This is a genomic window from Rhizobium leucaenae USDA 9039 (assembly GCF_000426285.1).
GTDB classification, from domain to species: Bacteria; Pseudomonadota; Alphaproteobacteria; order Rhizobiales; family Rhizobiaceae; genus Rhizobium; species Rhizobium leucaenae.
Genome location: NZ_AUFB01000002.1, coordinates 284,199 through 306,545 on the forward strand (window position 1 = coordinate 284,199; position 22,347 = coordinate 306,545).

Sequence of the window (22,347 nt, forward strand, 5' to 3'; positions counted from 1 at the left end):
GAGAAACTCAGCTCGCCTTTTCCGGCGGCGCCAGCAGTTCGGCACAGTAGGAGGAGCCGTTGGTGCCCGGCTGGTCGCCGAGGATATGGATCGAGCGGATGACATAGCTCTGGTTGGTGACGATATCGGCCTTGCAGCTCAGATAGAGCTTGCTCTTCTTTGCGCCCTTCTTGCCGCCGACGGTGACCGTCTTATAGCCGCCGCGCCAGGTGTAGACGCGGTTGCCGCCTTCGTCGCGATCGGAGATCGGCGGGCCGTAGGAGGCGAAGAAGCGGCCGGCCGACTGGCCTTCCCAGCGGTCCTGAACCGGGTTGCTGGCAATCGTCGGAAGAGCTGTGCCTGTGGTGGAGCAGCCGGCCAGGGCCAGCAACAGCCCTGCCGCGGTGATCATGCGGATATTCATCGTATCGTCCTTGAGCTTCTGTCTCGCAATCGGCTGGCGAAACGCCGCTGTCCCACGACATTTCCGCCTGTCCCGCTAAGGCTTTAGCGCCAAAGGCGACAAAAGAAAATTCCAATCCGCGTGAAGACGTGGGATTTTGCCAAAGGTGTTGCGTCTTACGCACTTCGGCCGGTTCGAGACCTGTTTTTCTGCCGATTTTCTGAGCAATTGCCTCTGTAATCTTTTCGTCAAAAATCAATTGGTTTTTTTGATTTTGGTGCTTGTGCATCAAAAAGGGCTGGTCTATAGAAGCGCCGCTGGTCACGGAGTGTAGCGCAGTCTGGTAGCGCACCACGTTCGGGACGTGGGGGTCGAGTGTTCGAATCACTCCACTCCGACCAGCTTGAAAAGCCCGCATCTGCGGGCTTTTTTCGTTTTTGGACTTCGGTGCTAGTCATTTCCTTCTATCGTCCCTTCCATTCGGTTGTGGAAACGGTGCCATCCGTTGGATCTGGGTGCGGCCGACGGAGTCTTTTGAGAGTTGATGCCGGGCTCTTCGCATGGACGATATTTAGTTAGGCTAGTTGTCCAAGGGGCTCTGGTACCGAATGGTTTAAACGCTGAGGTCGCGGACTCACCGATTAAAAACCAATTTAATTAATTCAAAAATATCGTTGAAATTTAAATATTGAATGATATTATCTAACCGTTAGGCGACTTTCCGCCTACGTGGCTGCACCTGTAGCCACACTGGGCCGCCCACATCGTCCCCGACCGGCGGCCCAATTTTTTGTCACTATTTTGAATTTTACTGATGTGAGGCGTGCCGGGCTGCCGGAATAGCAATAAGGGCAGCGTCAACGCCGCGGCGAAGCCGCTACTGGCTTGTTGACAAAAACTAAGGTCGCCTTACTATTAGGCTGCTAGATTAGATTGACCTCCAATCTGCGCCCATGGTGGCCTGGCCGTTTCCCTCGGCCAGGCCACTTCTCGTTTGGCGTGCCTCCTGTCGACGCTGCCTAAGATTTTACCGCGCTCCCGGAGGGCATTCTTCCCGAATTCCCACGTTGTGTTTATCCTCTCCTCAAGGCCTTCTATCGGCGCAACAAACCGCCGATGGCGGTTGCCGCATGATATCCTTTTACGGCATGGCGTTTTTCGTCGCGGGAACACTATATACAGAGTTGGAACGGGACAGCTCACTCGATGCCGAGGAGGGGCGCCCGCATGGGAAACGAAGCGAGGGACAAGGATGCGGTCTAGGCGGGGACGAAATGACGGTGCGGCTTTGAGTTGGTTTGCAGCGAGCGATAGGCTCGTCGTCGCCGGTCTTTCCGGGCTGGCGCTGACCGTTGCAATCCTGCTCGTATCCGGCGCGCACAAATCTGCGCAAGCCGGCGATTGCGGCAGTGTTGCTTCGCCAGGCCTCGATTGGAGCGAATGCAGTAAAAACAACATCATGCTGCAGGGCAGCGACCTGCACGGAGCCAATCTTGCCGGCGCTCATTTCGACGGTACCGATCTCAGCAACGCCAACCTCACCTCGGCAAATCTGGAAAAGGCAACGCTGGTCCGCGCATGGGTGAAGAATGCGCACGCCGAAGGGGCGAATTTCTCGCGGATCGAGGCCTATCGCTCTGATTTCAGCAACGCCGTGGCCAATGGCGCCGCATTTGCCAGCGCCGAACTGCAGCGGGCCGAATTCGGCGGCGCGCAGCTTACCAGCGCGGATTTTCAGAAGGCCGAGCTTGGCCGCGCCGATTTCGATAAGGCTGTGCTGGGGGGAACCAATTTTTCACTCGCCAATCTTTCCCGTGCCGCTCTGAGCGGCGCGATGATCAAGGGCCCGGTCGCCTTCGGCGGCGCCTTCATGTATCTGACGCGCATCGAAGGGCTCGATCTCTCGGTGGCCACCGGCCTGGAACAACAGCAGATCGATCTTGCCTGCGGCGATAAGGCGACCAAGTTGCCCGCTGGGCTGAAAGCGCCGGAGAACTGGCCTTGTCCGCCTGACGACAAGGACTGAGTAATCCCGCCGGTAACGAGACAACCGAAAGGCAGCAATCCGATGTTTGCAGAAAAGACGATCCAGCATGACAGCAAACCTGAATTCTATCGCGAGCTTGCCGGTCAGTTGCAGGCGCTGCTCGACGGCGAAACCGATCCGATCGCCAACGCCGCCAACACGTCGGCATTGATCTATCAGATGCTGCCGAACCTCAACTGGGCCGGCTTCTATTTCCTGCAGTCGGATGACGAACTCGTGCTCGGCCCGTTCCAGGGCAAGCCGGCCTGTGTCCGCATCGCGGTCGGCCGCGGCGTGTGCGGGACGGCGATCGAGAGGGAGCAGTCGATCCTTGTCGAAGACGTGCATGCTTTTCCGGGCCATATCGCCTGCGATGCCGCCTCCCGCTCGGAGCTGGTGGTGCCGTTGTTTCGCGATGGCCATGTTTTCGGCGTGATCGATCTCGATAGCCCGCTTGCCGGCCGCTTCGACACCGACGACCAGGCCGGCATCGAGGCGCTGGCGACGATCTATGCGGCTGCCTGCGACTGGGACGACTGATCGCCGCTAGATGGCCGGCGCATCACGCCGCCGTGTGCGATATGGCAAATCGTTTGCGCCATACCTATATTTCCGTCGCAACCACTCCCGCGACGCTCATCGAGCTTGATGTCTGTAACGATATCCAGTGTTCTTTCGTAGACCTGGTCGAGTTCGAAACATGCGTCTGAGGGCAAGGAGAACAGGAATGCAGAACTACAGCAAGACGTCCGAGGCTATAGCGAAGCTGTCTCCCGAGCAGTACCGCGTGACGCAGCAAAGCGGTACCGAGCGTCCGGGCACGGGCGAATATCTCAACAACAAGCAGCCCGGCATCTATGTCGACATCGTATCGGGCGAGCCGCTGTTTGCCTCTTCCGACAAGTTCGATTCAGGCTGCGGCTGGCCGAGCTTCACCAAGCCGATCGAAGCTGCCAACATCAACGAGCTGACCGACCTCTCGCACGGCATGCTGCGCACCGAAGTGCGCTCCATCCATGGCGACAGCCATCTCGGCCATGTCTTCCCGGATGGACCGCAGGATCGCGGCGGTCTTCGCTATTGCATCAACTCCGCCTCCCTTCGTTTCGTGCATCGTGATCGCATGGAAGCCGAAGGTTATGGCGCCTATCTCGACCAAGTGGAGGATATCCAATGACTACGGAACGTGCAGTTCTCGCCGGCGGTTGCTTCTGGGGCATGCAGGACCTCATTCGCCGCTATAACGGCGTCCTTTCGACGCGCGTCGGTTATACCGGCGGCGACGTCCGCAACGCGACCTATCGCAACCACGGCACCCATGCCGAAGCGATCGAGATCACCTTCGATCCCGAAAAGATCAGCTATCGCGATCTTCTGGAGTTTTTCTTCCAGATCCATGATCCGAGCACGCGCAACCGTCAGGGCAACGATGTCGGCACGAGCTATCGCTCGGCTATTTACTATACGAGCGACGAGCAGAAGCGGGTCGCCCTGGACACCATCGCCGATGTCGATGCGTCCGGTCTCTGGCCGGGCAAGGTCGTCACCGAAGTCACCCCGGCTAGCGACTTTTGGGAAGCCGAACCGGAGCATCAGGACTATCTGGAGCGTATTCCGAACGGGTATACCTGCCATTTCGTCCGCCCCGGCTGGAAGCTGCCCGTCAGGCAAGCCGATGCCACGCAGCGCGCGGCATCGTGAATGACGGACACGGGTTGCCGGGCGCGGTCATGGATGAACGGCTGAGACCCTACCTCGGCACATGGGACGTGAGGCGGAAGATCATCGACCGCCTCAACGCCTCTTTTGTCCACTTCGAAGGGCAGGCTTTCGTCACGCCGCACCAATTCGAGGAGCATGGCGGCACGACGACGGACTACGGGACGCTCAGAAGCAGCCGTATCTACCGGCTACATAGCGCGCCTGAGCATGTCAGCGTCTACTTCCCCGATCTCACCGAATTCATCCGCATCGGAAAGGACGCCTCGCAGCGTCTTGCTCATCAATGCGGCTCCGATCTCTATCGCGGCCGTCTTTTCTTTCGCAATCCGGATGCCTGGGCCGAGATGTGGCACGTGCAGGGGCCGCGAAAACACTATGTGAGCCTTGCGCACTATCGGCGCGGCTAAAGCTCGTCGCGGTCTTTCAGATTCGCTTCCACGCTTTAGCTCCTTGTTTGTGCATGTCGTTTTCGCAAAACCGCCGTACACTTTTGCGCGACATGCATTAGGCTCTTTCATATTTAGCCTGCTAGACCAGCCCAGGGACGTCGTCTCGACGATTCGATAGCTCCTTTGCGGCTGTGGTCTCACTGGCATGGGCGCCCAATGCAAAATGGGATAGCTCACCATTGAATCTGGTAGGATTCTCCAGGAAAGGCGCGTGCGCCGTCTCGACGTACCACGATGCTGTAGCTTCAGGGCACAGTGCCATAAGGTGCTGCGCCATCGCCGGCAGGACCACCGTGTCCTTTTGGCCGTGGCTTACCAGGACAGGCACCGCAAGTGCGCTCAGCACATCATCGGAATCGATCTCGCGGGCCAGCAGAGCAGCCCGGATCTTCGCTGGCACGGCCATGTTCCAACAAATTGCCGTCTCGAATTCGTCGGAAGACAGTTGCGAATAGGTGCACGCGCGCACGAGATTGCGGATTGCTTCTATGTTGCCAGGCAGGTCTTCGCCCGTAGCGCCAACGACATGATCAAGGAAGCCAGGGCCGATCAAAGTGCCGAGCGCCGCCTTGTTTAGCGTCGTTGCCCCGCCCACAAAGTTGATACCCGCAACATGGGCAGTTCCATAGGCACGGAGATAGTCGCAAATAATGAAGCCACCGTAGGACCAGCCCACAAGAACCGGCCTGCCAAGGTTGAGTTGATCTATGATAGCGGCGATATCCTCGGCCCAAAGCTGCGGTTGAGTATAATGCTCTGCTTCAAGCGGTGCGTCCGACATGCCGTGACCGCGCAGGTCCAAGGCGACGAGGCGGAAATCCGCGGCAAGCATGCTTTCATATTGGTTTTTCCAACAAAGATGGTTTTGAGACCATCCGTGGATGAAGACGATCGAGGGCGCGTCTTCATTTCCCCACTCGCGAACATGCAGTCGCAATCCTGCGCCGCCAATAACATTATGAACCTTCATCGTCGTTCCTCCTTGTCAGCATCGAAACTGTTGGAAGCATTCTATTCTGCGCGCGTGAGAAAGAATGTGGAAGGAACCGTTGAAAATGCCGGGCCAACCATTGAAAGAGCGCGCGGCAGCCGAAGTGTCACGATGTTCCACCAAACGCGGGAACATCCTGCCCAGCTGATGGCACCTCCAAAGCGGTCAAGTGTCAAGGCGGCATGGTTCTGGGCTACGTTGTTTCGCGACGTTGGCCGGCCGCCAGATTTCGCCGCCGCGGCTGGCACTTGCGCCCTTAGCTAGTCAATCGGGGCCGGATGCGAGGCCAAGAATGCCTGCGCTTCCTTCTGCAGCCATTCGCAGAACAAAACCGATTTTCGATTGCGACGGGCGCGCCGCAGCGCCACGTAATGATGGCCGCTGTCGATGAAACCCAGTGGGGCGGCGAGGCGGCCGAAGCGGATATCGTCGGTCACATAGGGCCAAGGCGCGACGCAGACGCCGAGGCCGGCACTTGCAGCCTCCAGCATGAAATAGAAATGCTCATATTCCACGCGCCCTCCGGCCTCGACCGGCGCACCTGACCGCGACAGCCAATCACCCCAGGCGCGAAGGCGGGTTCTGGTATGAAGCTGCGGAACGCCTGCGAAATTCCCGGCAGCGGTTTTTATGAGGGGAGGCGACAGAACCGGGCCTGTCTGCTCCGGAAAAAGCGAGATAACCTCGGCGCCCTGGGGCCAGGGCGCCGCGCCGACCCGAATCGCAACATCGAACCCGTCTCGCGTAAAATCGACCGGACGAGACGACGCCGTCAGCCGAACCTCGATATTGGGATACTCCGCCTGAAACCGGTAAAGCCGCGGGATCAGCCAACGCATGGTAAAGGTGCCGGGGCAGGAGACATCGAGCGATCCCTCTTCCGTATCGGCAACCGACCGCACCGACATGTCGATCTGATCGAAAGCGGAGACCAAGCCGGATAACAGGGTCGAACCCGCCTCCGTCAGCCGCAGTTTGTTCTTCGGTCCCTCGAACAGCGGCACGCCCAGCACATCCTCGAGATGCTGGATCTGACGGCTCACGGCGCTATGCGTCACGTTCAGCTCGTCAGCCGCGAGCGTCATCCGTCCATGCCGGCCGGCGGCTTCGAAGGCACGTAATGCGTTCAGAGATGGGATGCGGCGGGCCATGTGAGATTTCCGAACAAGTTTTGTTCGATCATATCGGTTTTCTTCCTGCATGCCATAATGTTTTGTCCTGCTTACAAAGTATTTTTTCTCACTAAGGGAACAATGAAGTTCTGAATGCGAGAGCCACGGGGCTGTTAGCGCAACCAGACAAAAGAGGATGAAGATAGGATGCTCAACAGACATCAGGACGGCAGCGCCGGTGACGCAAATTATGGCGTCATTGGCGCGAACTACGTGAAATACCGCCAGCCGGATCCGCATATTGCGGCGTTTATCCATGCTGCATTGGGCAATGCCCGTAGCGTTCTGAATGTCGGTGCCGGCGCCGGCTCCTATGAGCCCATTGATCGCGCGGTGACGGCGGTTGAGCCGTCCGCTTCGATGCGGGCGCAACGGCCGGCGCATTTGCCCGCCGCCATCGATGCCACCGCCGAGAAGCTTCCCTTCGCAGACGGCAGTTTCGATGCCTGCATGGCGACATTCACCGTGCATCAGTGGTCCGATCTGCCGGGAGGGCTCGCCGAGATGCGGCGGGTGACGCGCGGTCCCATCCTGATCCTGACCGCCGACCCCGAAGAGCTCGATCGCTTCTGGCTCGTCGATTATGCACCCGAGGTGATCGCGGTAGAGGCACGCCGTTATCCGCAAATGGCGATTATCAGCGAGGGATTGGGCGGCAATGCCAAGGTCATTCCGGTGCCGATCCCGCTCAATTGCACGGACGGTTTCGGCGAGGCCTATTATGGGCGTCCGGAACGCCTGCTGGAGCCGGGTGCCCGTCTCGCCAATTCCGCCTGGAGCTTCGTCGATGCTTCGATCGGCGACCGCTTCGTGGCCGATCTCGGACGCGATCTTGAGGACGGTACATGGGATGCCAAATACGGGCATCTGCGCATGCAGCCGGAATTCGAGGGGTCGCTGAAGCTGGTCGTAAGTGGCGGACGATCCTGATCCCCATCGAGAGACGAAGGTTTGTCCTCTGCCGTTCGGCGAGGGCAAACTTGAAAGGCGCAGGGACCGTTCGCCAAGGTGTGTTGGGTGAACGACCCCTGGGTCGACATATTATTGGCGAGGCATCCGCCGCCTTGTTTGCGCGGCTAGGGCCAGTTCTTCCAATGTGCGGACGGACGTCGGCCAATCAATGCATCCGTCGGTGATGCTTTGGCCATAGACCAGCGCTTTACCGGGAATGAGATCCTGGCGACCGCCGACGATGTTGCTTTCCATCATCATGCCTTTGATGCGACGGTCGCCGGCGGATATCTGCTCTGCGACGGAGCTGACAACCATCGGCTGGTTCTCGGGGTTCTTGCCGCTATTGGCATGGCTGGCATCGATGATGATCCGCGGGTCAAGTCCGGCTTGCTGAGCCTGCGCCGATACCGCTTGCACGCTCGCCGCGTCATAGTTGGGTTGCTTGCCGCCGCGCAGTATGAGGTGGCAATCCTCGTTGCCGCGTGTGGAGGCAATCGCTGCAAGCCCTTCCTTGGTCACGGCCGGGAAATGATGCGGCTGCGAGGCTGCCACGATCGCATCGAGCGCGATCCTGACGTCGCCATTCGTGCCGTTCTTGAAGCCGACAGGACATGAAAGACCCGAAGCGAGCTGGCGATGAACCTGGCTCTCGGTCGTCCTTGCGCCGATCGCACCCCAGCTTACCAGGTCGGAAATGTACTGCGGCGTGATCGTGTCGAGATATTCACAGCCCGCCGGCAGCCCGATTTCGTTGACGTCGACCAGAAGGCTTCTGGCGATGCGTAATCCCTCTTCGATGCGGTAGCTGCCGTCGAGATGAGGATCGTTGATGAGACCCTTCCAGCCGACCGTGGTTCGAGGCTTCTCGAAATAGACCCGCATGATGATTTCGAGATGCTCGGCGAAGCGGTCGCGCTGTTCCTTCAAGCGGGCGGCGTAGTCGCGCGCCGCGACGGGGTCGTGGATGGAGCAGGGGCCGATCACCACGATCAATCGATCATCGTCATTGTTCAGGATGTGGTGAACGGCGCTGCGCGTTTCCGTCACGGTCGTGGTGACGGCCTCGTCCCGCGGGATCTCAGCTATAATGCTGGCGGGCGGGGTGAGGGCAGCGATCTCGACAATTCGCAAATCATCAGTGGAATTCAACACGGTATTGGTTCCTTTTTGGGGTCATACCGTGCCGACAAAAAAGCCGCCAGGTAGGACTAGCGGCTGTTCGGGTCTATGTCATTGCGTCGATTTTACCTACGCACGGGCCCGCCTCCGCTGAGAGCAGCGGTACCAATAAAATCGCGAGGCATTTGCGTAGGTGAATGACATGCGGCGTCTCTACGACAAAAAAGTCGGCTTGTCGATGATGTTGAGGGCATTGCCACAATCTTCACCCCGGCGGCTTGCCGCTTTTGCAGCACGACCGTCCGGAACCGCTGCCAGCCTCTTCGGCCTGCGGCGAATTTACCAGATAATGCGATCAGTGTTGGCGTTGAGAATTCACCGCCGCAGACCAATATTATATATAATATGACAAAAATAAAATTCTACCTTCGGATGTTGACAATCCGATGAATAGCGATCAGGGAGTGTAGGCGAAGCCCGTCCCGGAAGGACCGGCCCAACTTCGCTGGAAGTCAGGCCGGCCTCCATCCGATCAGGGGTCAAGTCAGATCAGATCTCAGAAATGAGGTCTTAGAAGCTACGCTGGAAGCGCAGAACGCCAGCCCACTGGTCCTGGTTGATGGAGTCCCAGTTGGTGTAGGAAACTTCCGGCTGAACCAGCAGGTTCTTGACCGGGTTCCAACGGAGGTTGGCGGTAGCTGCGAAGATCTTCGAGTCGGTGTAGGCAACCTGAGCGTTGGCCTGCAGCTTGTTGTTGATCGGAACGGTGACGCCGCCCCAAACAGCCCAATCGCCCCAGCCGATGCCCTTGGCCGGGCCTGCGCCGTTCGAGCTGGCGTACTTGTTCAGCTTGTCGCCGTCCGTGTTCCAGCCGCCCATGATGAACGCCTTGAAGACGCCGAAGTCGGCATCGGCGCGAGCCTTGATAGCACCTTCTTCGACGATCGAGTCGTAACCGCCGACGATCTTGAAGCCGAAGTTGCCAGCCTTATAGCCAACACCTGCGACAACGTCCGGAGCGTAATGGTCCGAGCTGTCTTCGCCGTTGACGCCGGTTGCGCCAGCGCCGGAATTGGAATCTTCAAGCGAGATCACTGCCGTGAAGCCGTTGCCGGCGTCGTAGCTGTAGGTGATCTGATTGAGTTCGTACGGGCCGTCATAGACCACGTCGTCGTTGATGACGTTGCCGGCATAACCCATGTACAGGTTGTACTGCGAGTCCTGCTTACCAATGAGGAAGCCGCCGAGGCTGATGTTAGCCCAAAGCAGCTTGGTGGTCGTTGCGTTGCCGTCGTTCCAGTCGAAACGGTAGACGGTGTTGGTCTTCAGCGGACCGTATTCGGTGTCCGTTGCAGTGTCGACGCTGAGCTGAGCGCGGGTGTGCCAGTAGGTGCCGCGGTCGCCGGCCGGACCGGGATTGTAGGCGTTGTACCAGCCGCCTTCGGTACGGACCATGCCGCCGATCTTGAGGCAGGTTTCGGTGCCCGGGATGAAGAAGTAGCCTGCACCGTATGCGTCGCAAATGCGGACGTATTCGAGCGGTTCCGGCTCAGCGGCAACGACAGCGTCGGCTGCCTGAGCGCCGGAAACTGCTACGAGCGCAGCAGCGGAGCCGAGAAGAAGGCTCTTGATATTCATAAAAACTCCAATCCGATATAGATTGGGCACAGGCCATCGCGCCGAAAAATCGACGTGCCTCACCCTATCCCTGTTAAAAACCCCGACTCGGGAGAAGCAGGCCCCACCCGCTTCTGCGCGCCATTAAGCCTGAGTTCCTGCAAAATTATATGATATATTTTTGCCAGAATGACGTTTTCGTGATTTTTCATTTTTAGTTGCAGGGATGCAACATTTGCAAACACAGATAGTAAGTTTGCCGTAATATTGTCTGCGCAATAATCACTTTGAGATAGGAAGTGTGTCCGCCGTCAAGGACAATGTTCGAAGACGCGCACGTTCAACCTGAACGGCTGCATGCGAATAGAACGACGCCGACGCCGACGTCGCCAGATGGACTTAGGTGTGGTGAGCTGAAGAGCGCCCGATTAATACAGAGCGGTTCGCTTCGAAGTCGGCGATATCAGCCTGCTCAGCATGGCGCCGATTGCGATGCCCCAAAGGCCGCCGGACATGTCGACGATGATATCCATCGAAGAGCCGTAACTTCCAGTCGCCAGAAAATGCGACAGGCCAAGCACCGAGACACTGCCGATCATCAATAGGCAGGTGAACGAAGGCGACTGCGGATAAGCAAGTCGAGCCAACATGCCCGCGACGCAAAGTGCGCCGGCACGATACATGTTGAAGGGATCACCAAGTTGGGCCTGCAAATTGAGATGCGCAAGGGTCACCGCAACGAGTGCCGCGATGTAGCTCCAAGCGAGAATTTTCAAAAACCGACCTGATATCATGGGGCTATTGTACAGCAATGACCAACCGAAACTCCAGTCTCAGGTCTTTCTCAGCAGTTGCGATTGCCGTCTTGCGGTGCACACATTTTGTGTGTTCGCGAAATATATTGTTGCGCGCCAGGCAAAGCTGAAGGCGCTCACAGCTCAGATTTTCACCAAAAAGGGGCCCGCGGGCCCCTTTTCATCAGGAATCTAACGCCGATCAGATATCGCTGGCGGCGTTTGCCCAAATTTCCGCCGCCTGTGCTGCGGTCACGCGGCGGACTTCGGTTTCGTCGCGGCGGCTGGAGAAGAGTTCGCTGGCCATGATCTGATCCGCAAGATCGGCTGGCAGCGACAGGAGCACGCGTTGGCCATCCTTATGGATGCCGCCGAGGTCGGCGCGCTTGCCGGTGATCATGCCGCCGGCCACCGTGTTGTTGCTTTCGGGGTCGATCAGGATGAAGGAGCCCGTCGAGCGGTTCTGGTCGTAGGGATCAAACACCGCAGCTTCGTCGAAGGAGAGACGGACCTTACCGATCGCGTTCATCCACAGCGACTGTGCGGGTGCCCAGGCGCCGGTCTTCAGCTCGAGTTGAGCGATCGGCTGCACCTGCACGCGCTGGCGGCGGCTGCCGCTCTTCAGCCAATAGCGTTTGCCGGGCTCGATACCTTCCGGCTGCAGCGCAACGATCTGCGCGTCGAACGAGAGGCCGGATTGCGGCTGGCTGTCGATGGCGACGATCATGTCACCGCGCGACACGTCCACCTGCCGGTCGAGCACGAGCGTGATAGCATCTCCTGCGACGGCTGCATTGCGGACGAGATCGAAGGTGACGATCTTGGAAACGTTGGCGACCATGCCCGACGGCAGGATCATGACACTGTCGCCCGGCTTTACCGAACCGCCGGCAACGGTGCCCTGATAGCCGCGGAAGCTTTCGCCCGGCCGCGACACGCGCTGAACCGAAAGGCGGAAGCCGACCGCCTGTGCCGAACGCACGGTGGCAAGTTCCAGCGTCTCGACCAGCGTCGGACCGGTGTACCACGGCATGGCGGCCTGGCCCGAATAGACGACGTTCTCGCCCTTCAGCGCCGACATGGGGATGGCGGTGATCTGCTTGACGCCGAGCGACAGAGCGAATTCGCGGAAATCATGCGAAATCTTCTCGAAACCTGCGCGGTCGTAGTTCGTCAGGTCGATCTTGTTGATGGCAAGCACGAACTGCTTGATGCCGAGCAGCGAAGCGATCGTCGCATGGCGGCGCGTCTGTTCGAGGATGCCCATGCGCGCGTCGACCAGCAGCACCGCGAGATCGGCGGTGGAGGCGCCGGTCGCCATGTTGCGGGTATATTGCTCATGGCCGGGCGTGTCGGCGACGATGAAGGAGCGCTTGTCGGTCGAGAAATAGCGGTAGGCGACATCGATGGTGATGCCCTGTTCGCGCTCGGCCTGAAGGCCGTCAAGCAGAAGTGCGAAGTCGGGCAGGCCGAGATCGTTCTGCTTGCCGGTGGAATCGCGCTGCAGCGTGGCGGCTTGGTCTTCCTTGACGGCCTTGGTGTCCCAGAGCAGACGGCCGATCAGCGTGGATTTGCCGTCATCGACGCTGCCGCAGGTGATCAGGCGAAGCGGGCGCGTATCGCGCACTGCCTTGGCGGGCTCGGAGGCCGGCAGGGTGACGACGTTTGCGGTTGCGGCTGCGGTCATCTCAGAAATATCCTTCACGCTTCTTCTTTTCCATGGAGCCGGATTGGTCGCGGTCGATAGCGCGTCCCTGTCGTTCGGAAACGGTGGCAATTTCCAGCTCTGCAATAACGTCTTCAAGGGTGGTGGCAGTCGAGCGGATCGCGCCCGTCAGCGGGAAGCAGCCGAGTGTACGGAAGCGGATGACCTCCTCGCGCTTGACTTCGCCGGGCAGCAGTTCAAGCCGCGGATCGGCGGCCATGATCATCATGCCGTCGCGTTCGACGACCGGGCGTTTCTCGGCGAAATAGAGCGGCACGATCGGAATGTCCTCGGCCTGGATGTAGCGCCAGATATCGACCTCGGTCCAGTTCGACAGCGGGAAGACGCGGACGCTTTCGCCCTTGCGGATCTGACCGTTATAGACATTCCAGAGTTCCGGACGCTGATTGCGGGGATCCCAGCGATGGTCCGGCGTGCGGAAGGAGTAGATGCGCTCCTTGGCGCGCGAGGCCTCTTCGTCGCGGCGGGCACCGCCGAAAGCGGCGTCGAATTGACCTGCGTCGAGCGCCTGGCGCAACGCTTCCGTCTTCATGATGTCGGTGTAGCGTGCTGAACCATGGGTGAATGGCGTGATGTTTTCTGCCTTGCCGCGCGGATTGATGTGTTCGATCAGGTCGAGGTCGTATCGCTTCACGATCTCGTCGCGGAAGGTGATCATCTCGGCGAATTTCCAGCCGGTGTTCACATGCAGCAGCGGGAAGGGCACGCGGCCGGGATAAAAGGCCTTGCGGGCCAGATGCAGCAGCACGGAGGAATCCTTGCCTATCGAATACAGCATCACCGGACGCTCGAATTCGGCCGCCACTTCGCGGAAGATGTGGATCGACTCGTTTTCCAGCGCCTTGAGATGCGGGTCGAGCGGCGGCTTGGTGCTCTGCGGATTGGAGAGTTCCGTATCCGGACGGCTATCGGGCATTTCTAACTCCAGAACTTCAGATGGTTCCGACCGGGAGGCTGGCCGGAATAGTAGGTGCGTTGGTTCCCGACAGGCTGGCGGCAGGTTCAACTGCGCCTCGACCGGTGCCGGGACCCGGCGGGATATCTCACTGTGCGGCGGCTGCTTCCTCATGAACATGCAGGCCGCATTCGCGCTTCTCGTCGTTTTCCCACCACCAGCGGCCGGCCCGCTCGGGCTCGCCCGGTTTGATGGCGCGGGTGCAGGGTTCACAGCCAATAGAGGGATAGCCGCGCTGGTGCAACGGGTTCACCGGCACACCGTTGTCGGCGACATAGGCGCGGATCACGTCAATGTCCCAGTCGGCAAGGGGATTGACCTTGATGAGATTGCGCTCCGGGTCGTATTCGGCAAAAGGCGTATCGGCGCGATTGGCCGACTGGCCGCGGCGCAGGCCGGTGACCCAGATCGTGGCACCGGAAAGTGCGCGCGCAAGCGGCTTCAGCTTGCGCACGCCACAACAGGCATGCCTGGCTTCCACGCTTTCGTAGAAACCGTTGAGGCCATATTTCTCCGCATAAGCATCGATATCGGCCTGCTCCGGCTCGTAACGGCTGATACGGATGTCGTATTGGTTTTCCGTTTCGTCAATCAGCTTGAGCGTCTCGGGAAAAAGACGGCCGGTCTGCAGCGTTGCCACTTCGATCGGCAGGCGATGGTTGCCGATCTCCGCCGTGATGACCTGATCTTCGATCCCGAGGGAGGTTGTAAAGACGGCATGGCCGCCAAGCCCCGCGATCAAAGACAGGCGGCCGGCCAGATCAAGCGCCGCCAACTGGCTGTTCAGCGTTCCGGCTTCTTCGATAGGATTGATGGCAGTCATGGAGATTCCTGTCCTGATATTGCCGGGGAGTATCGCAGCTTGTCAGGGGGGCGGACAGAAAAATGGATTTCGAAAGCGAGGGAATAGAGAGCAAATATCTCCATGAAGCCGCTTCCATACGGAAAAGCGACCGCCTCGGCTGTTAACCAAGACGTTTTGCCCTCTGAGGCCGGTCGGCGTAGCGGCACCGATAAGACTAGTCATATCTAAGTGCTTGCTTTAATGTCTATAGAAATAGTAGGGTTACACGCGGCTTGTCAAATGGAAATCGGAAGTGATGGTCAAAATGATGCGGAACGCGGAATTTTGCCCTAAACTACGGGCATATCGATAAGAATGAAAACAAGGCTGGGTTGCCGGCACGGCCCAAGCTTTTCGTTATCCGCGTGTTGATGCGGGATGAAAGCTTGGCGAAACTATTGAGAGTTCCGAAACGATGTGGCCGGATGTATCGGGTTGAGCGCATCGTATGTGTGTGTAGCGGTTCGAAATGATCACTCAGAAAGCAAAATATGCGTTGCGGGCGCTGTCTGCTCTGGCTCAGGCCGAAGCGGGGGAGCCGGTTATGATTTCCGATATTGCTGCGCAGCAGAAGATCCCGAAGAAATTTCTGGAGCAGATTCTTCTCGACCTGAAACATCGGGGTATCGTTATCAGCCGCCGCGGCAAACAGGGCGGTTATCTCCTGCGCAAGCCTGCGAACGAAATCACCTTCGGTGAGATCCTGCGCATCATAGACGGGCCAATCGCGCCGCTGCCCTGTCTTTCCATAACCGCCTATCGTCGCTGCGACGACTGCGACGGCGAGCAGACCTGCGAAATCCGCCACGTTTTCGCCAGGGTCGCCGATGCCACTCGCAAGGTCCTGTTCTCGACCACCATCGCCGACGCAGTGGCACTCCCCAATAACACGGAAGTCGCCCGGCTCTTGGCTTGATGAGATTTCAGCCGGCGGCATGCTCCTCGCCAGCTTCCTTCTCGATCGCTCGCCGCGCCCGAATCGCCGCTGCGATGAAAACGCGCGACAGGCCGTGATAGAGCGGTTCGCGCGATAGGAGGCGCGAGGTGACATAGCCGATCATCGATACCGCCATGATCGGGATGACGGCCTGGTGATCGCCAGTCATTTCCAGGATGATGACGAAGGCCGTCATCGGTGCCTGCACGACGCCTGCGAAATAACCTGCCATGCCGAGGATCGCAGCCAGCGCGATGCTGCTGCCGATAAGCGTGCCGACCGTGCTGCCGAAACCGGCGCCGACGGCAAGGGAGGGCGCGAAAATGCCGCCCGGAATGCCTGATATCATCGACAGGAAACCCGCCAGCAGCTTTTCGATAAAGAACAGCTGGGGCAGGGCATGTCCCTCCACGGCGCCGCGCGCCTGAGCATAGCCGGTGCCGAACGTGCTGCCGCCGGACGTGACGCCGATGGCGGCCACCACGAGGCCGCAGCAGCCGGCGAGTATCAGCATGCGCGTGAGGGGCTGAGGCTGGGCCCATCGGCGGATGCGTATGCCGGCATAGAGCGCAAAACCGCTGAAAGCCGCCCCGAGCGCGCCGCCGCCCACACCGCAGATGAAGACGAGGCCCCAATCTGCAAGCGTGGCCGGAGCGGCATTGGCCGTGCCGAAATAATTGTAGCTGCCGGAGAGACCGAGGGCTGCAAGGCCGGAAAGAATAACCGCAGTGAGCACCAGACCGTTGGCCCGCGATTCATAGGTGCGGCTCATTTCTTCGATGGCAAAAACGATGCCGGCGAGCGGCGTGTTGAAGGCTGCCGCAATGCCCGCCGCGGAGCCGGCAAGGATCAACCCCTTGGCCTGCGCCATGCCGCTGAAACGGGCGACTGCCAGCATGAAGGAGGCGCCCACCTGCACCGTCGGTCCCTCGCGGCCGATCGAGGCGCCGCAGAACAGCCCGAGAATGGTCAACATGATCTTCCCAAAGGCAAGCCGGAGCGACAGCAGCTTCGTGCGGTCGTCTTCATGATGCAGATGCCGCGCCGCAATCGCCTGCGGAATGCCGCTGCCTTGAGAATTCGGAAACAACGTCGCCGCAAGCCACGCCGAGAGCACGAAACCGAGCGGCGTCAGCAGAAGCGGTAACAAGGAGGTCCATTCCCCGGAACTCGTCACTCGGGCGAAGGCGTGCTGCGCCAGATCCGCCAATTTGGCGAAGCCGACGCTGATCACACCGATTGCCAAAGCTCCCGTCCAAAACACCAGCCGCGGCCGCCAAAGGTGGATCGATCCCCAAAAGACGCGAGAACGGCGCAAGAGTTTGGATTTGCGGTAGATAGGATGCATGGATTTCGGACCGGACAGATTATCCATTTAAGATTCGGCAATTTGGGTCCGAATATCTAACCGTCCGATAAAGGTCACGATAGTCAAACTGTGTTACGGCTGTTCACGTCAGGCCGACATTGACTCTGCTCCATCCGCAAATTGAAACCATCGACGTTTACCGGTCGCTCACCGCCCATCGCGGATTGATCCAGGGCTCCTGGTTCGATCGCGCCAGCCTTGGCTTGCCAAGAATATGGTCGGCGGCTTTTTCACCGGTCATGATCGAAGGACCGTTGAGATTGCCGTAGGTGACATGCGGGAAGATCGAGCTGTCGGCGACCCGCAGATGATCGACGCCGATGACGCGCGTGTCCGGGTCGACCACGGCCATGGGATCGTCCTTCGAGCCCATCTTGCAGGTGCCGCAGGGATGATAGGCGCTTTCCAGATGCTCGCGGAGGAAGGCGTCGATCTGCTCGTCGGTCTGGACGTCGGGGCCGGGCTGGATTTCCGGGCCGCGATATTCGTTGAAAGCCTCTTGCCCGAAGATTTCACGCGTGAGCCGCACGCAGTGGCGGAATTTTTCCCAGTCCTCCGGATGGCTCATATAGTTGAAGCGGATGACGGGATCGGCCTTGGGATCGGAGGAGCGCAGCGTCACGGCGCCGCGTGATTTCGACAGGTTATAGCCGACATGCGCCTGGAATCCGTGGCTCTGCGCCGCCGCCTTGCCGTCATAGCTGATAGCGACCGGCAGGAAGTGGTATTGGATATCAGGCTGTTTGACCCCTGGTGCGGAGCGTACGAAGGCGCAGGCTTCGAACTGGTTGGAAGTTCCGAGGCCGGATTTGAAGAACATCCATTGCGCGCCGGCAATGCCCTGCATGTACCAGGGCAGCCAGGAATAGAGCGAGACCGGCTTCAGGCTGGTCTGCTGAAAATAGAATTCCATGTGGTCCTGCAGATTGGCGCCGACGCCCGGCCGGTTCACTTTCACCTCGATGCCCATCTCCTGCAGATGGGCGCCGGGGCCGATACCGGAGAGCATCAGCAGCTTCGGCGAGTTGAAGGAGGAGGCCGAGACGATGACTTCGCGGTTTGCCGTGACGATCTCGATCTTGCCGCCGCGCTCGATTTCGACGCCCGTTGCGCGGCCGTTTTCGATCACCACCTTGCGGGCAAGGCAACGAACCAGTTGGACATTCGGCCGTTTCAGCGCCGGCTTCAGATAGGCCGTCGCCGCCGACCAGCGTCGGCCGGCCCATGTCGTCTGCTCCATCAGGCCGAAGCCTTCCTGCTTGCCGCCGTTATAATCTTCGGTCGCCTCGAAGCCGGCCTGCTTGCCTGCTTCGATGAACGCATGGAACAGTGGATTGCGGGCATCGCCGCGCCGGACATGCAGGGGGCCATCGGTCCCGCGCCAGCCCTCTTCGCCGCCATGCGAATGCTCCATCCGCTTGAAATAGGGGAGCACATCGGCATAGGCCCAGCCTTGTGCGCCGAGCGCTTCCCAGCGGTTGAAATCCTCCGCGTGGCCACGGACATAGACCATGCCGTTGATCGAGGACGAGCCGCCGATGACCTTGCCGCGGGGGGCGGTGATCCGTCTATTGTTGAGCTGCGGCTCCGGCTCGGAGAGATAGCCCCAATTATAGCGTTTCATGCTCATCGGCCAAGCAAGCGCCGCCGGCATCTGGATGAAGGGACCGACGTCGCTGCCGCCGAATTCCAGCACGATGACCGAATGCTTGCCATCCTCCGACAGCCGATAGGCCATGGCGGAGCCGGCGGAACCCGAGCCGATGATGACGAAATCTGCCTGCATTTTTGTCTCCGGAATTCTTTGGGTACGTCAGAGGCTGTGGGGTTCTCCCTTCTCCCCAGCGGGGAGAAGGTGCCCAAAGGGCGGATGAGGGGGCTCGCCGCGATGCGGCGATCATTCTGAGCGAAAGCGAAGAATACCCCTTACGGTGCAACGCCCCTCACCCCGCGCCTTCGGCGCGACCCTCTCCCCGTTGGGGCGAGGGTGTTGTTCAATAAGGTGCCTGCACCGGGGTCATCCCCACATAGACCGTCTTCAGCTCGGAATAATGCTCGAGTGCCGCCAGCGAATTTTCGCGGCCGAAGCCGGATTGCTTGGAGCCGCCGAAGGGAATTTCGACCGGGCAGAGATTGTAGGTGTTGATCCAGAGCGTGCCGGCTTCGAGCTGGTCGACGACGTGGTGCGCGCGGGTGAGGTCGGCGGTGAAGACGCCGCCGGACAGGCCGAATTCGGTGGCGTTGGCACGGGCGATCACCTCCTGCTCGTCATCGAAATCCAGCACGCACATGACCGGTCCGAAAATCTCTTCCCGGGCGATCGTCATATCGTCGGTGACGTCGGCAAAGACGGTCGGTTGAACGTAGTAGCCTTCCCCGGCGACATTGTTGGGAATGCCGCCGCCGGCCACCAGGGTGGCGCCCTCCGCCTTGCCCTTCTCGATATAGGACAGCACCTTTTCGCGCTGTGCCCAGGACACCATCGGGCCGATCTGCGTCGCCTCATCCATGGGGTCGCCGATCACCATCGCCTCGGTGCGTGCCTTCAGGCGCTTCAGGAATTCGGACTTGATCTTCCTGTTGACGAAGACGCGTGTGCCGTTCGAGCAAACCTGGCCGGTCGAATAGAAATTGCCGAGCATGGCGCCGCCGATGGCGCTGTCGAGATCGGCATCGTCGAAAACGATCAGGGGCGACTTGCCGCCGAGTTCCATGGTGACGTGCTTCAGGCTTCCCGCGGCGGATGCGGCGACCTTACGGCCGGTCGGCACCGAGCCGGTCAGCGACACCTTGGCGACATCGGGATGGTTGATGAGCAGCGGCCCGGTCTCCCGGTCGCCCTGGATGACGTTGTAGAGCCCCTTCGGCAGGCCGGCCTCAATCAGGATTTCGGCGATCTTCAGCGCTCCGAGCGGCGTGTTTTCCGAAGGCTTGAACACCATGGCGTTGCCGGCCACCAGCGCCGGCGCGCCCTTCCAGCAGGCGATCTGCTGCGGATAGTTCCAGGCGCCGATGCCGACGCAGACGCCGAGCGGCACACGCTTGGTATAGGCGAAATCGCCGCCGAGCGGGATATAGGAACCGTTGAGGCCGGCAGCGGCCACGCCGCCGAAGAATTCGAAACTGTCGGCGCCCGAGGTCGGGTCCGCGACGATCGTCTCCTGGATCGGCTTGCCGGTGTCGAGGGTTTCCAGTTCGGAAAGCTCGCGGTTGCGCTCGCGCATGATCTCGGCAGCGCGCTTCAGAATGCGGCCACGCGCCGTCGGGCTCATCGCCGCCCATTCCGGCTGCGCGCGGCGGGCAGCGGCAATCGCTTTTTCGACGATGGCGGGAGTTGCCGCATGCAGCCGGGCGATGACTTCACCCGTCGCAGGATAGATGCTTTCGATTGCGGTGCCGTCGGTATCCTCGACATATTCTCCATCGATGAAATGCGAGGCTTTCGGCTGAGCTTTGAGAGTCATTTTATCTGTCCTTTTGAAGGGCGGCCTTTTGGGAAAGCGGCGCAAGCAGAGCGTTGATGTAATCTTCAGTGAGCGCGATCGAAGCTTCGATGCTGATCGGCGCCGATCTCAGACTTTGACGGATATAGAGACCATCGATCATCGCGGCAGCGCCCTCGGCAATACGTTCTGCGTCTTCGCGCGGACACAGCGCCTTGAGGTTTGCAAGCAGGTTGGAGCGCAGCCGTCTCGCATAGATGACGAGGAAGCGGCGCGTCTCCTCGGAACGCTGCGCCTCGGCATAGAAGGCAAGCCAGGCGGCAATCGTCTCCGGCGCGAATTGATCGGCCTGGAAACTGACGCGGATGATGGCGGATAGTTTTTCTCGCGGCGTCTTTGCGGCGCCGAGCTCCGTCACCACGCTGTCGCGCAGCCGCTGTAGGTGACTCCGGACGGTTTCGATCAGCAACTGTTCTTTGCTGCCGAAGTAATGATGGGCCAGGGCAGGAGATACCCCCGCCTGCTTGGCGATTTCGGACATGGTGACGGTCAGCGAGCCGTGATCGCCGATCACGCGCATCGCCGCATCCACAAGCGCCTTGCGGCGCACCGGTTCCATTCCGACTTTCGGCATAAATCACCCCACAAGCTTGCGGCATTGTATTTTTGATTGACTGATCAATCAACAAAAAAATGATGCCGGTTTGATAGACGTCAGAATCTCCTGCCGCTTTCCGAAATACATCCTGTATCATGCTCCTGGGAACGAGGAGGTGCAGTCATGGTCAATGTTCTGGATGAAGTTCCGCCATCCGCCGTGCGGGACAAGTGGGGATGGTTCGTCGCGCTTGGTGTATTCCTGCTCATTTGCGGCGGGATCGCGTTCGGCAATCTCTTCATCGCCACGGTCGTATCGGTCTATTATATCGGCATGCTGATGCTGATCGGCGGGGTCATTCACCTGGCGCATGCCTTTCAGGTCAGAGGATGGGAGCATATTCTGTTTTGGGTACTCAGCGGTCTGCTCTATACGACCGCCGGCATTCTTGCTTTCGCCAATCCGTTGCTTGCCTCCGCAGCGCTGACGCTGTTTCTTGCCGTCGCATTGCTCATAGCCGGCACATTTCGCGTCTGGGTCGGACGCAAGGTGAGGCCGGAACGAGGTTGGATTTGGATTGTCATCGGCGGCGTGGTGACGGCATTCGCCGGCATTGCCATCGCCGTCGGCTGGCCGGTCAACAGTCTCTGGGTTCTCGGCCTCTTCCTGGCAATCGATCTGATTTTTCAAGGTTGGACGCTGATGGCCTTCGGCCTCGCTCTTAGGCAGTAGCGGTGTGTAAACGAGGGGTAACGAACTACTACTTTTTGACAAGAAGGGTGAGCGGCGTTACTCTTTTAAGCCTTCCGTGGGGAAGGGAGTGGTGCTGACTGACGTAACGGTAGGCGCCGTGATCTGAAGCCTGCGTCTCTATCGAGACGCATCTTCGAAGCTCCAGCGAACATGCATTTGAATATATCTCCGGCAAACAGTTTTCTTAAGAACTAAAAAGGGAGAAATATCATGCCGATGGTAACGGTTTCCATCTCACCGCTTCAGGCTGCTGGCATCCGCGCGGCCGTCGACACCGGAACATATGCTTCGAGCAGCGAGGTCGTGCGCGAGGCTCTGCGCATGTGGGATGCCGCGCGCAAGCGCGGTGAGATCTGCGATGTGCCCCGCGCAGCCAATGATCCTGAGAGCGTCGCAAAGAGCAGCCGCTGCGTCGCCGATATGTTTGCTGACTACGAGGCGGAAAGACGCCGGCATAACTGAGCGGCGAACACGGCATCCCTTATGAAACTCTGAG

The 22,347-nt window shown here is 59.6% G+C and carries 22 protein-coding genes and 1 tRNA gene; 10 read left to right on the top strand and 13 right to left on the bottom strand.

What is annotated here, in order from left to right:
* Positions 1 to 7 precede the first annotated feature (7 nt).
* Entirely contained in the window at positions 8 to 403 is a 396-nt protein-coding gene (locus tag K290_RS0104105; protein WP_028750696.1) for a hypothetical protein, read from the bottom strand.
* Between the two features lie 303 nt (positions 404 to 706).
* Here K290_RS0104105 and K290_RS0104110 point away from each other — a divergent pair.
* The 6 genes from K290_RS0104110 to K290_RS37165 all read left to right on the top strand — a co-directional run bounded on the left by K290_RS0104110 (position 707) and on the right by K290_RS37165 (position 4,537).
* Positions 707 to 783, top strand: a tRNA-Pro gene (locus K290_RS0104110).
* 887 nt (positions 784 to 1,670) lie between these two features.
* The gene (locus K290_RS0104120; protein WP_051263942.1) at positions 1,671 to 2,408 is read left to right on the top strand and encodes a pentapeptide repeat-containing protein; all 738 of its coding nucleotides are present in this window, start codon (positions 1,671 to 1,673) and stop codon (positions 2,406 to 2,408) included.
* Between the two features lie 42 nt (positions 2,409 to 2,450).
* A complete protein-coding gene (locus K290_RS0104125) occupies positions 2,451 to 2,948 on the top strand; it encodes a GAF domain-containing protein (protein WP_028750698.1) in 498 nt (165 codons plus the stop codon).
* Between the two features lie 187 nt (positions 2,949 to 3,135).
* A complete protein-coding gene (gene msrB / locus K290_RS0104130) occupies positions 3,136 to 3,585 on the top strand; it encodes a peptide-methionine (R)-S-oxide reductase MsrB (RefSeq protein WP_028750699.1) in 450 nt (149 codons plus the stop codon).
* On the top strand, positions 3,582 to 4,109 hold the full coding sequence (gene msrA / locus K290_RS0104135) for a peptide-methionine (S)-S-oxide reductase MsrA (RefSeq protein WP_028750700.1): 528 nt from the start codon (positions 3,582 to 3,584) through the stop codon (positions 4,107 to 4,109). Before msrB ends, msrA begins: the two co-directional genes overlap by 4 nt.
* Positions 4,106 to 4,537 carry a DUF6314 family protein gene (locus K290_RS37165; protein ID WP_154668552.1) on the top strand — a complete coding sequence of 144 codons (432 nt, stop codon included), beginning with the start codon at positions 4,106 to 4,108 and terminating at the stop codon, positions 4,535 to 4,537. Before msrA ends, K290_RS37165 begins: the two co-directional genes overlap by 4 nt.
* Positions 4,538 to 4,658: 121 nt before the next feature.
* Here K290_RS37165 and K290_RS33805 read toward each other — a convergent pair whose 3' ends face one another.
* Positions 4,659 to 5,549: an alpha/beta fold hydrolase gene (locus K290_RS33805; protein WP_081670219.1), complete on the bottom strand. Its 891-nt coding sequence runs from the start codon at positions 5,547 to 5,549 to the stop codon at positions 4,659 to 4,661.
* A 281-nt stretch (positions 5,550 to 5,830) separates the two neighbouring features.
* The gene (locus K290_RS0104150) at positions 5,831 to 6,721 is read right to left on the bottom strand and encodes a LysR family transcriptional regulator (protein ID WP_028750702.1); all 891 of its coding nucleotides are present in this window, start codon (positions 6,719 to 6,721) and stop codon (positions 5,831 to 5,833) included.
* Positions 6,722 to 6,889: 168 nt separating this feature from the next.
* Between K290_RS0104150 and K290_RS0104155 the strand changes: the two genes are divergently transcribed.
* Entirely contained in the window at positions 6,890 to 7,672 is a 783-nt protein-coding gene (locus K290_RS0104155) for a class I SAM-dependent methyltransferase (protein WP_028750703.1), read from the top strand.
* 111 nt (positions 7,673 to 7,783) lie between these two features.
* Here K290_RS0104155 and K290_RS0104160 read toward each other — a convergent pair whose 3' ends face one another.
* The 6 genes from K290_RS0104160 to K290_RS0104190 all read right to left on the bottom strand — a co-directional run bounded on the left by K290_RS0104160 (position 7,784) and on the right by K290_RS0104190 (position 14,730).
* Complete coding sequence (locus K290_RS0104160; protein ID WP_028750704.1) at positions 7,784 to 8,848, bottom strand: 3-deoxy-7-phosphoheptulonate synthase; 1,065 nt, start codon at positions 8,846 to 8,848, stop codon at positions 7,784 to 7,786.
* Between the two features lie 537 nt (positions 8,849 to 9,385).
* A complete protein-coding gene (locus K290_RS0104165) occupies positions 9,386 to 10,453 on the bottom strand; it encodes a porin (RefSeq protein ID WP_028750705.1) in 1,068 nt (355 codons plus the stop codon).
* Positions 10,454 to 10,860: 407 nt separating this feature from the next.
* Positions 10,861 to 11,208: a hypothetical protein gene (locus tag K290_RS0104170; protein ID WP_028750706.1), complete on the bottom strand. Its 348-nt coding sequence runs from the start codon at positions 11,206 to 11,208 to the stop codon at positions 10,861 to 10,863.
* A gap of 220 nt (positions 11,209 to 11,428) precedes the next feature.
* Positions 11,429 to 12,913: a sulfate adenylyltransferase subunit CysN gene (gene cysN, locus K290_RS0104180; RefSeq protein WP_028750708.1), complete on the bottom strand. Its 1,485-nt coding sequence runs from the start codon at positions 12,911 to 12,913 to the stop codon at positions 11,429 to 11,431.
* A gap of 1 nt (position 12,914) precedes the next feature.
* The gene (gene cysD / locus K290_RS0104185; RefSeq protein WP_028750709.1) at positions 12,915 to 13,868 is read right to left on the bottom strand and encodes a sulfate adenylyltransferase subunit CysD; all 954 of its coding nucleotides are present in this window, start codon (positions 13,866 to 13,868) and stop codon (positions 12,915 to 12,917) included.
* A 127-nt stretch (positions 13,869 to 13,995) separates the two neighbouring features.
* Positions 13,996 to 14,730 (bottom strand): phosphoadenylyl-sulfate reductase, encoded by a 735-nt coding sequence (locus tag K290_RS0104190; protein WP_028750710.1) that lies wholly within the window; start codon positions 14,728 to 14,730, stop codon positions 13,996 to 13,998.
* Positions 14,731 to 15,220: 490 nt separating this feature from the next.
* Between K290_RS0104190 and K290_RS0104195 the strand changes: the two genes are divergently transcribed.
* Positions 15,221 to 15,667: an RrF2 family transcriptional regulator gene (locus K290_RS0104195; protein ID WP_028750711.1), complete on the top strand. Its 447-nt coding sequence runs from the start codon at positions 15,221 to 15,223 to the stop codon at positions 15,665 to 15,667.
* A 7-nt stretch (positions 15,668 to 15,674) separates the two neighbouring features.
* On the opposite strand, the gene K290_RS0104200 is transcribed toward K290_RS0104195, so the two are convergent.
* The 4 genes from K290_RS0104200 to betI all read right to left on the bottom strand — a co-directional run bounded on the left by K290_RS0104200 (position 15,675) and on the right by betI (position 21,134).
* Positions 15,675 to 17,036: a chloride channel protein gene (locus K290_RS0104200; RefSeq protein WP_028750712.1), complete on the bottom strand. Its 1,362-nt coding sequence runs from the start codon at positions 17,034 to 17,036 to the stop codon at positions 15,675 to 15,677.
* 157 nt (positions 17,037 to 17,193) lie between these two features.
* A complete protein-coding gene (gene betA / locus K290_RS0104205) occupies positions 17,194 to 18,843 on the bottom strand; it encodes a choline dehydrogenase (protein ID WP_028750713.1) in 1,650 nt (549 codons plus the stop codon).
* A gap of 208 nt (positions 18,844 to 19,051) precedes the next feature.
* Entirely contained in the window at positions 19,052 to 20,521 is a 1,470-nt protein-coding gene (betB, locus tag K290_RS0104210; RefSeq protein ID WP_028750714.1) for a betaine-aldehyde dehydrogenase, read from the bottom strand.
* Between the two features lies 1 nt (position 20,522).
* Positions 20,523 to 21,134, bottom strand: a complete 612-nt coding sequence (gene betI, locus K290_RS0104215; RefSeq protein WP_028750715.1) for a transcriptional regulator BetI — start codon at positions 21,132 to 21,134, stop codon at positions 20,523 to 20,525.
* Between the two features lie 147 nt (positions 21,135 to 21,281).
* On the opposite strand from betI, the gene K290_RS0104220 reads away from it, so the two are divergent.
* Positions 21,282 to 21,830 (top strand): HdeD family acid-resistance protein, encoded by a 549-nt coding sequence (locus tag K290_RS0104220; RefSeq protein ID WP_028750716.1) that lies wholly within the window; start codon positions 21,282 to 21,284, stop codon positions 21,828 to 21,830.
* Positions 21,831 to 22,061: 231 nt separating this feature from the next.
* Positions 22,062 to 22,313, top strand: a complete 252-nt coding sequence (locus tag K290_RS0104225) for a ribbon-helix-helix domain-containing protein (protein ID WP_028750717.1) — start codon at positions 22,062 to 22,064, stop codon at positions 22,311 to 22,313.
* Positions 22,314 to 22,347: the final 34 nt, after the last annotated feature.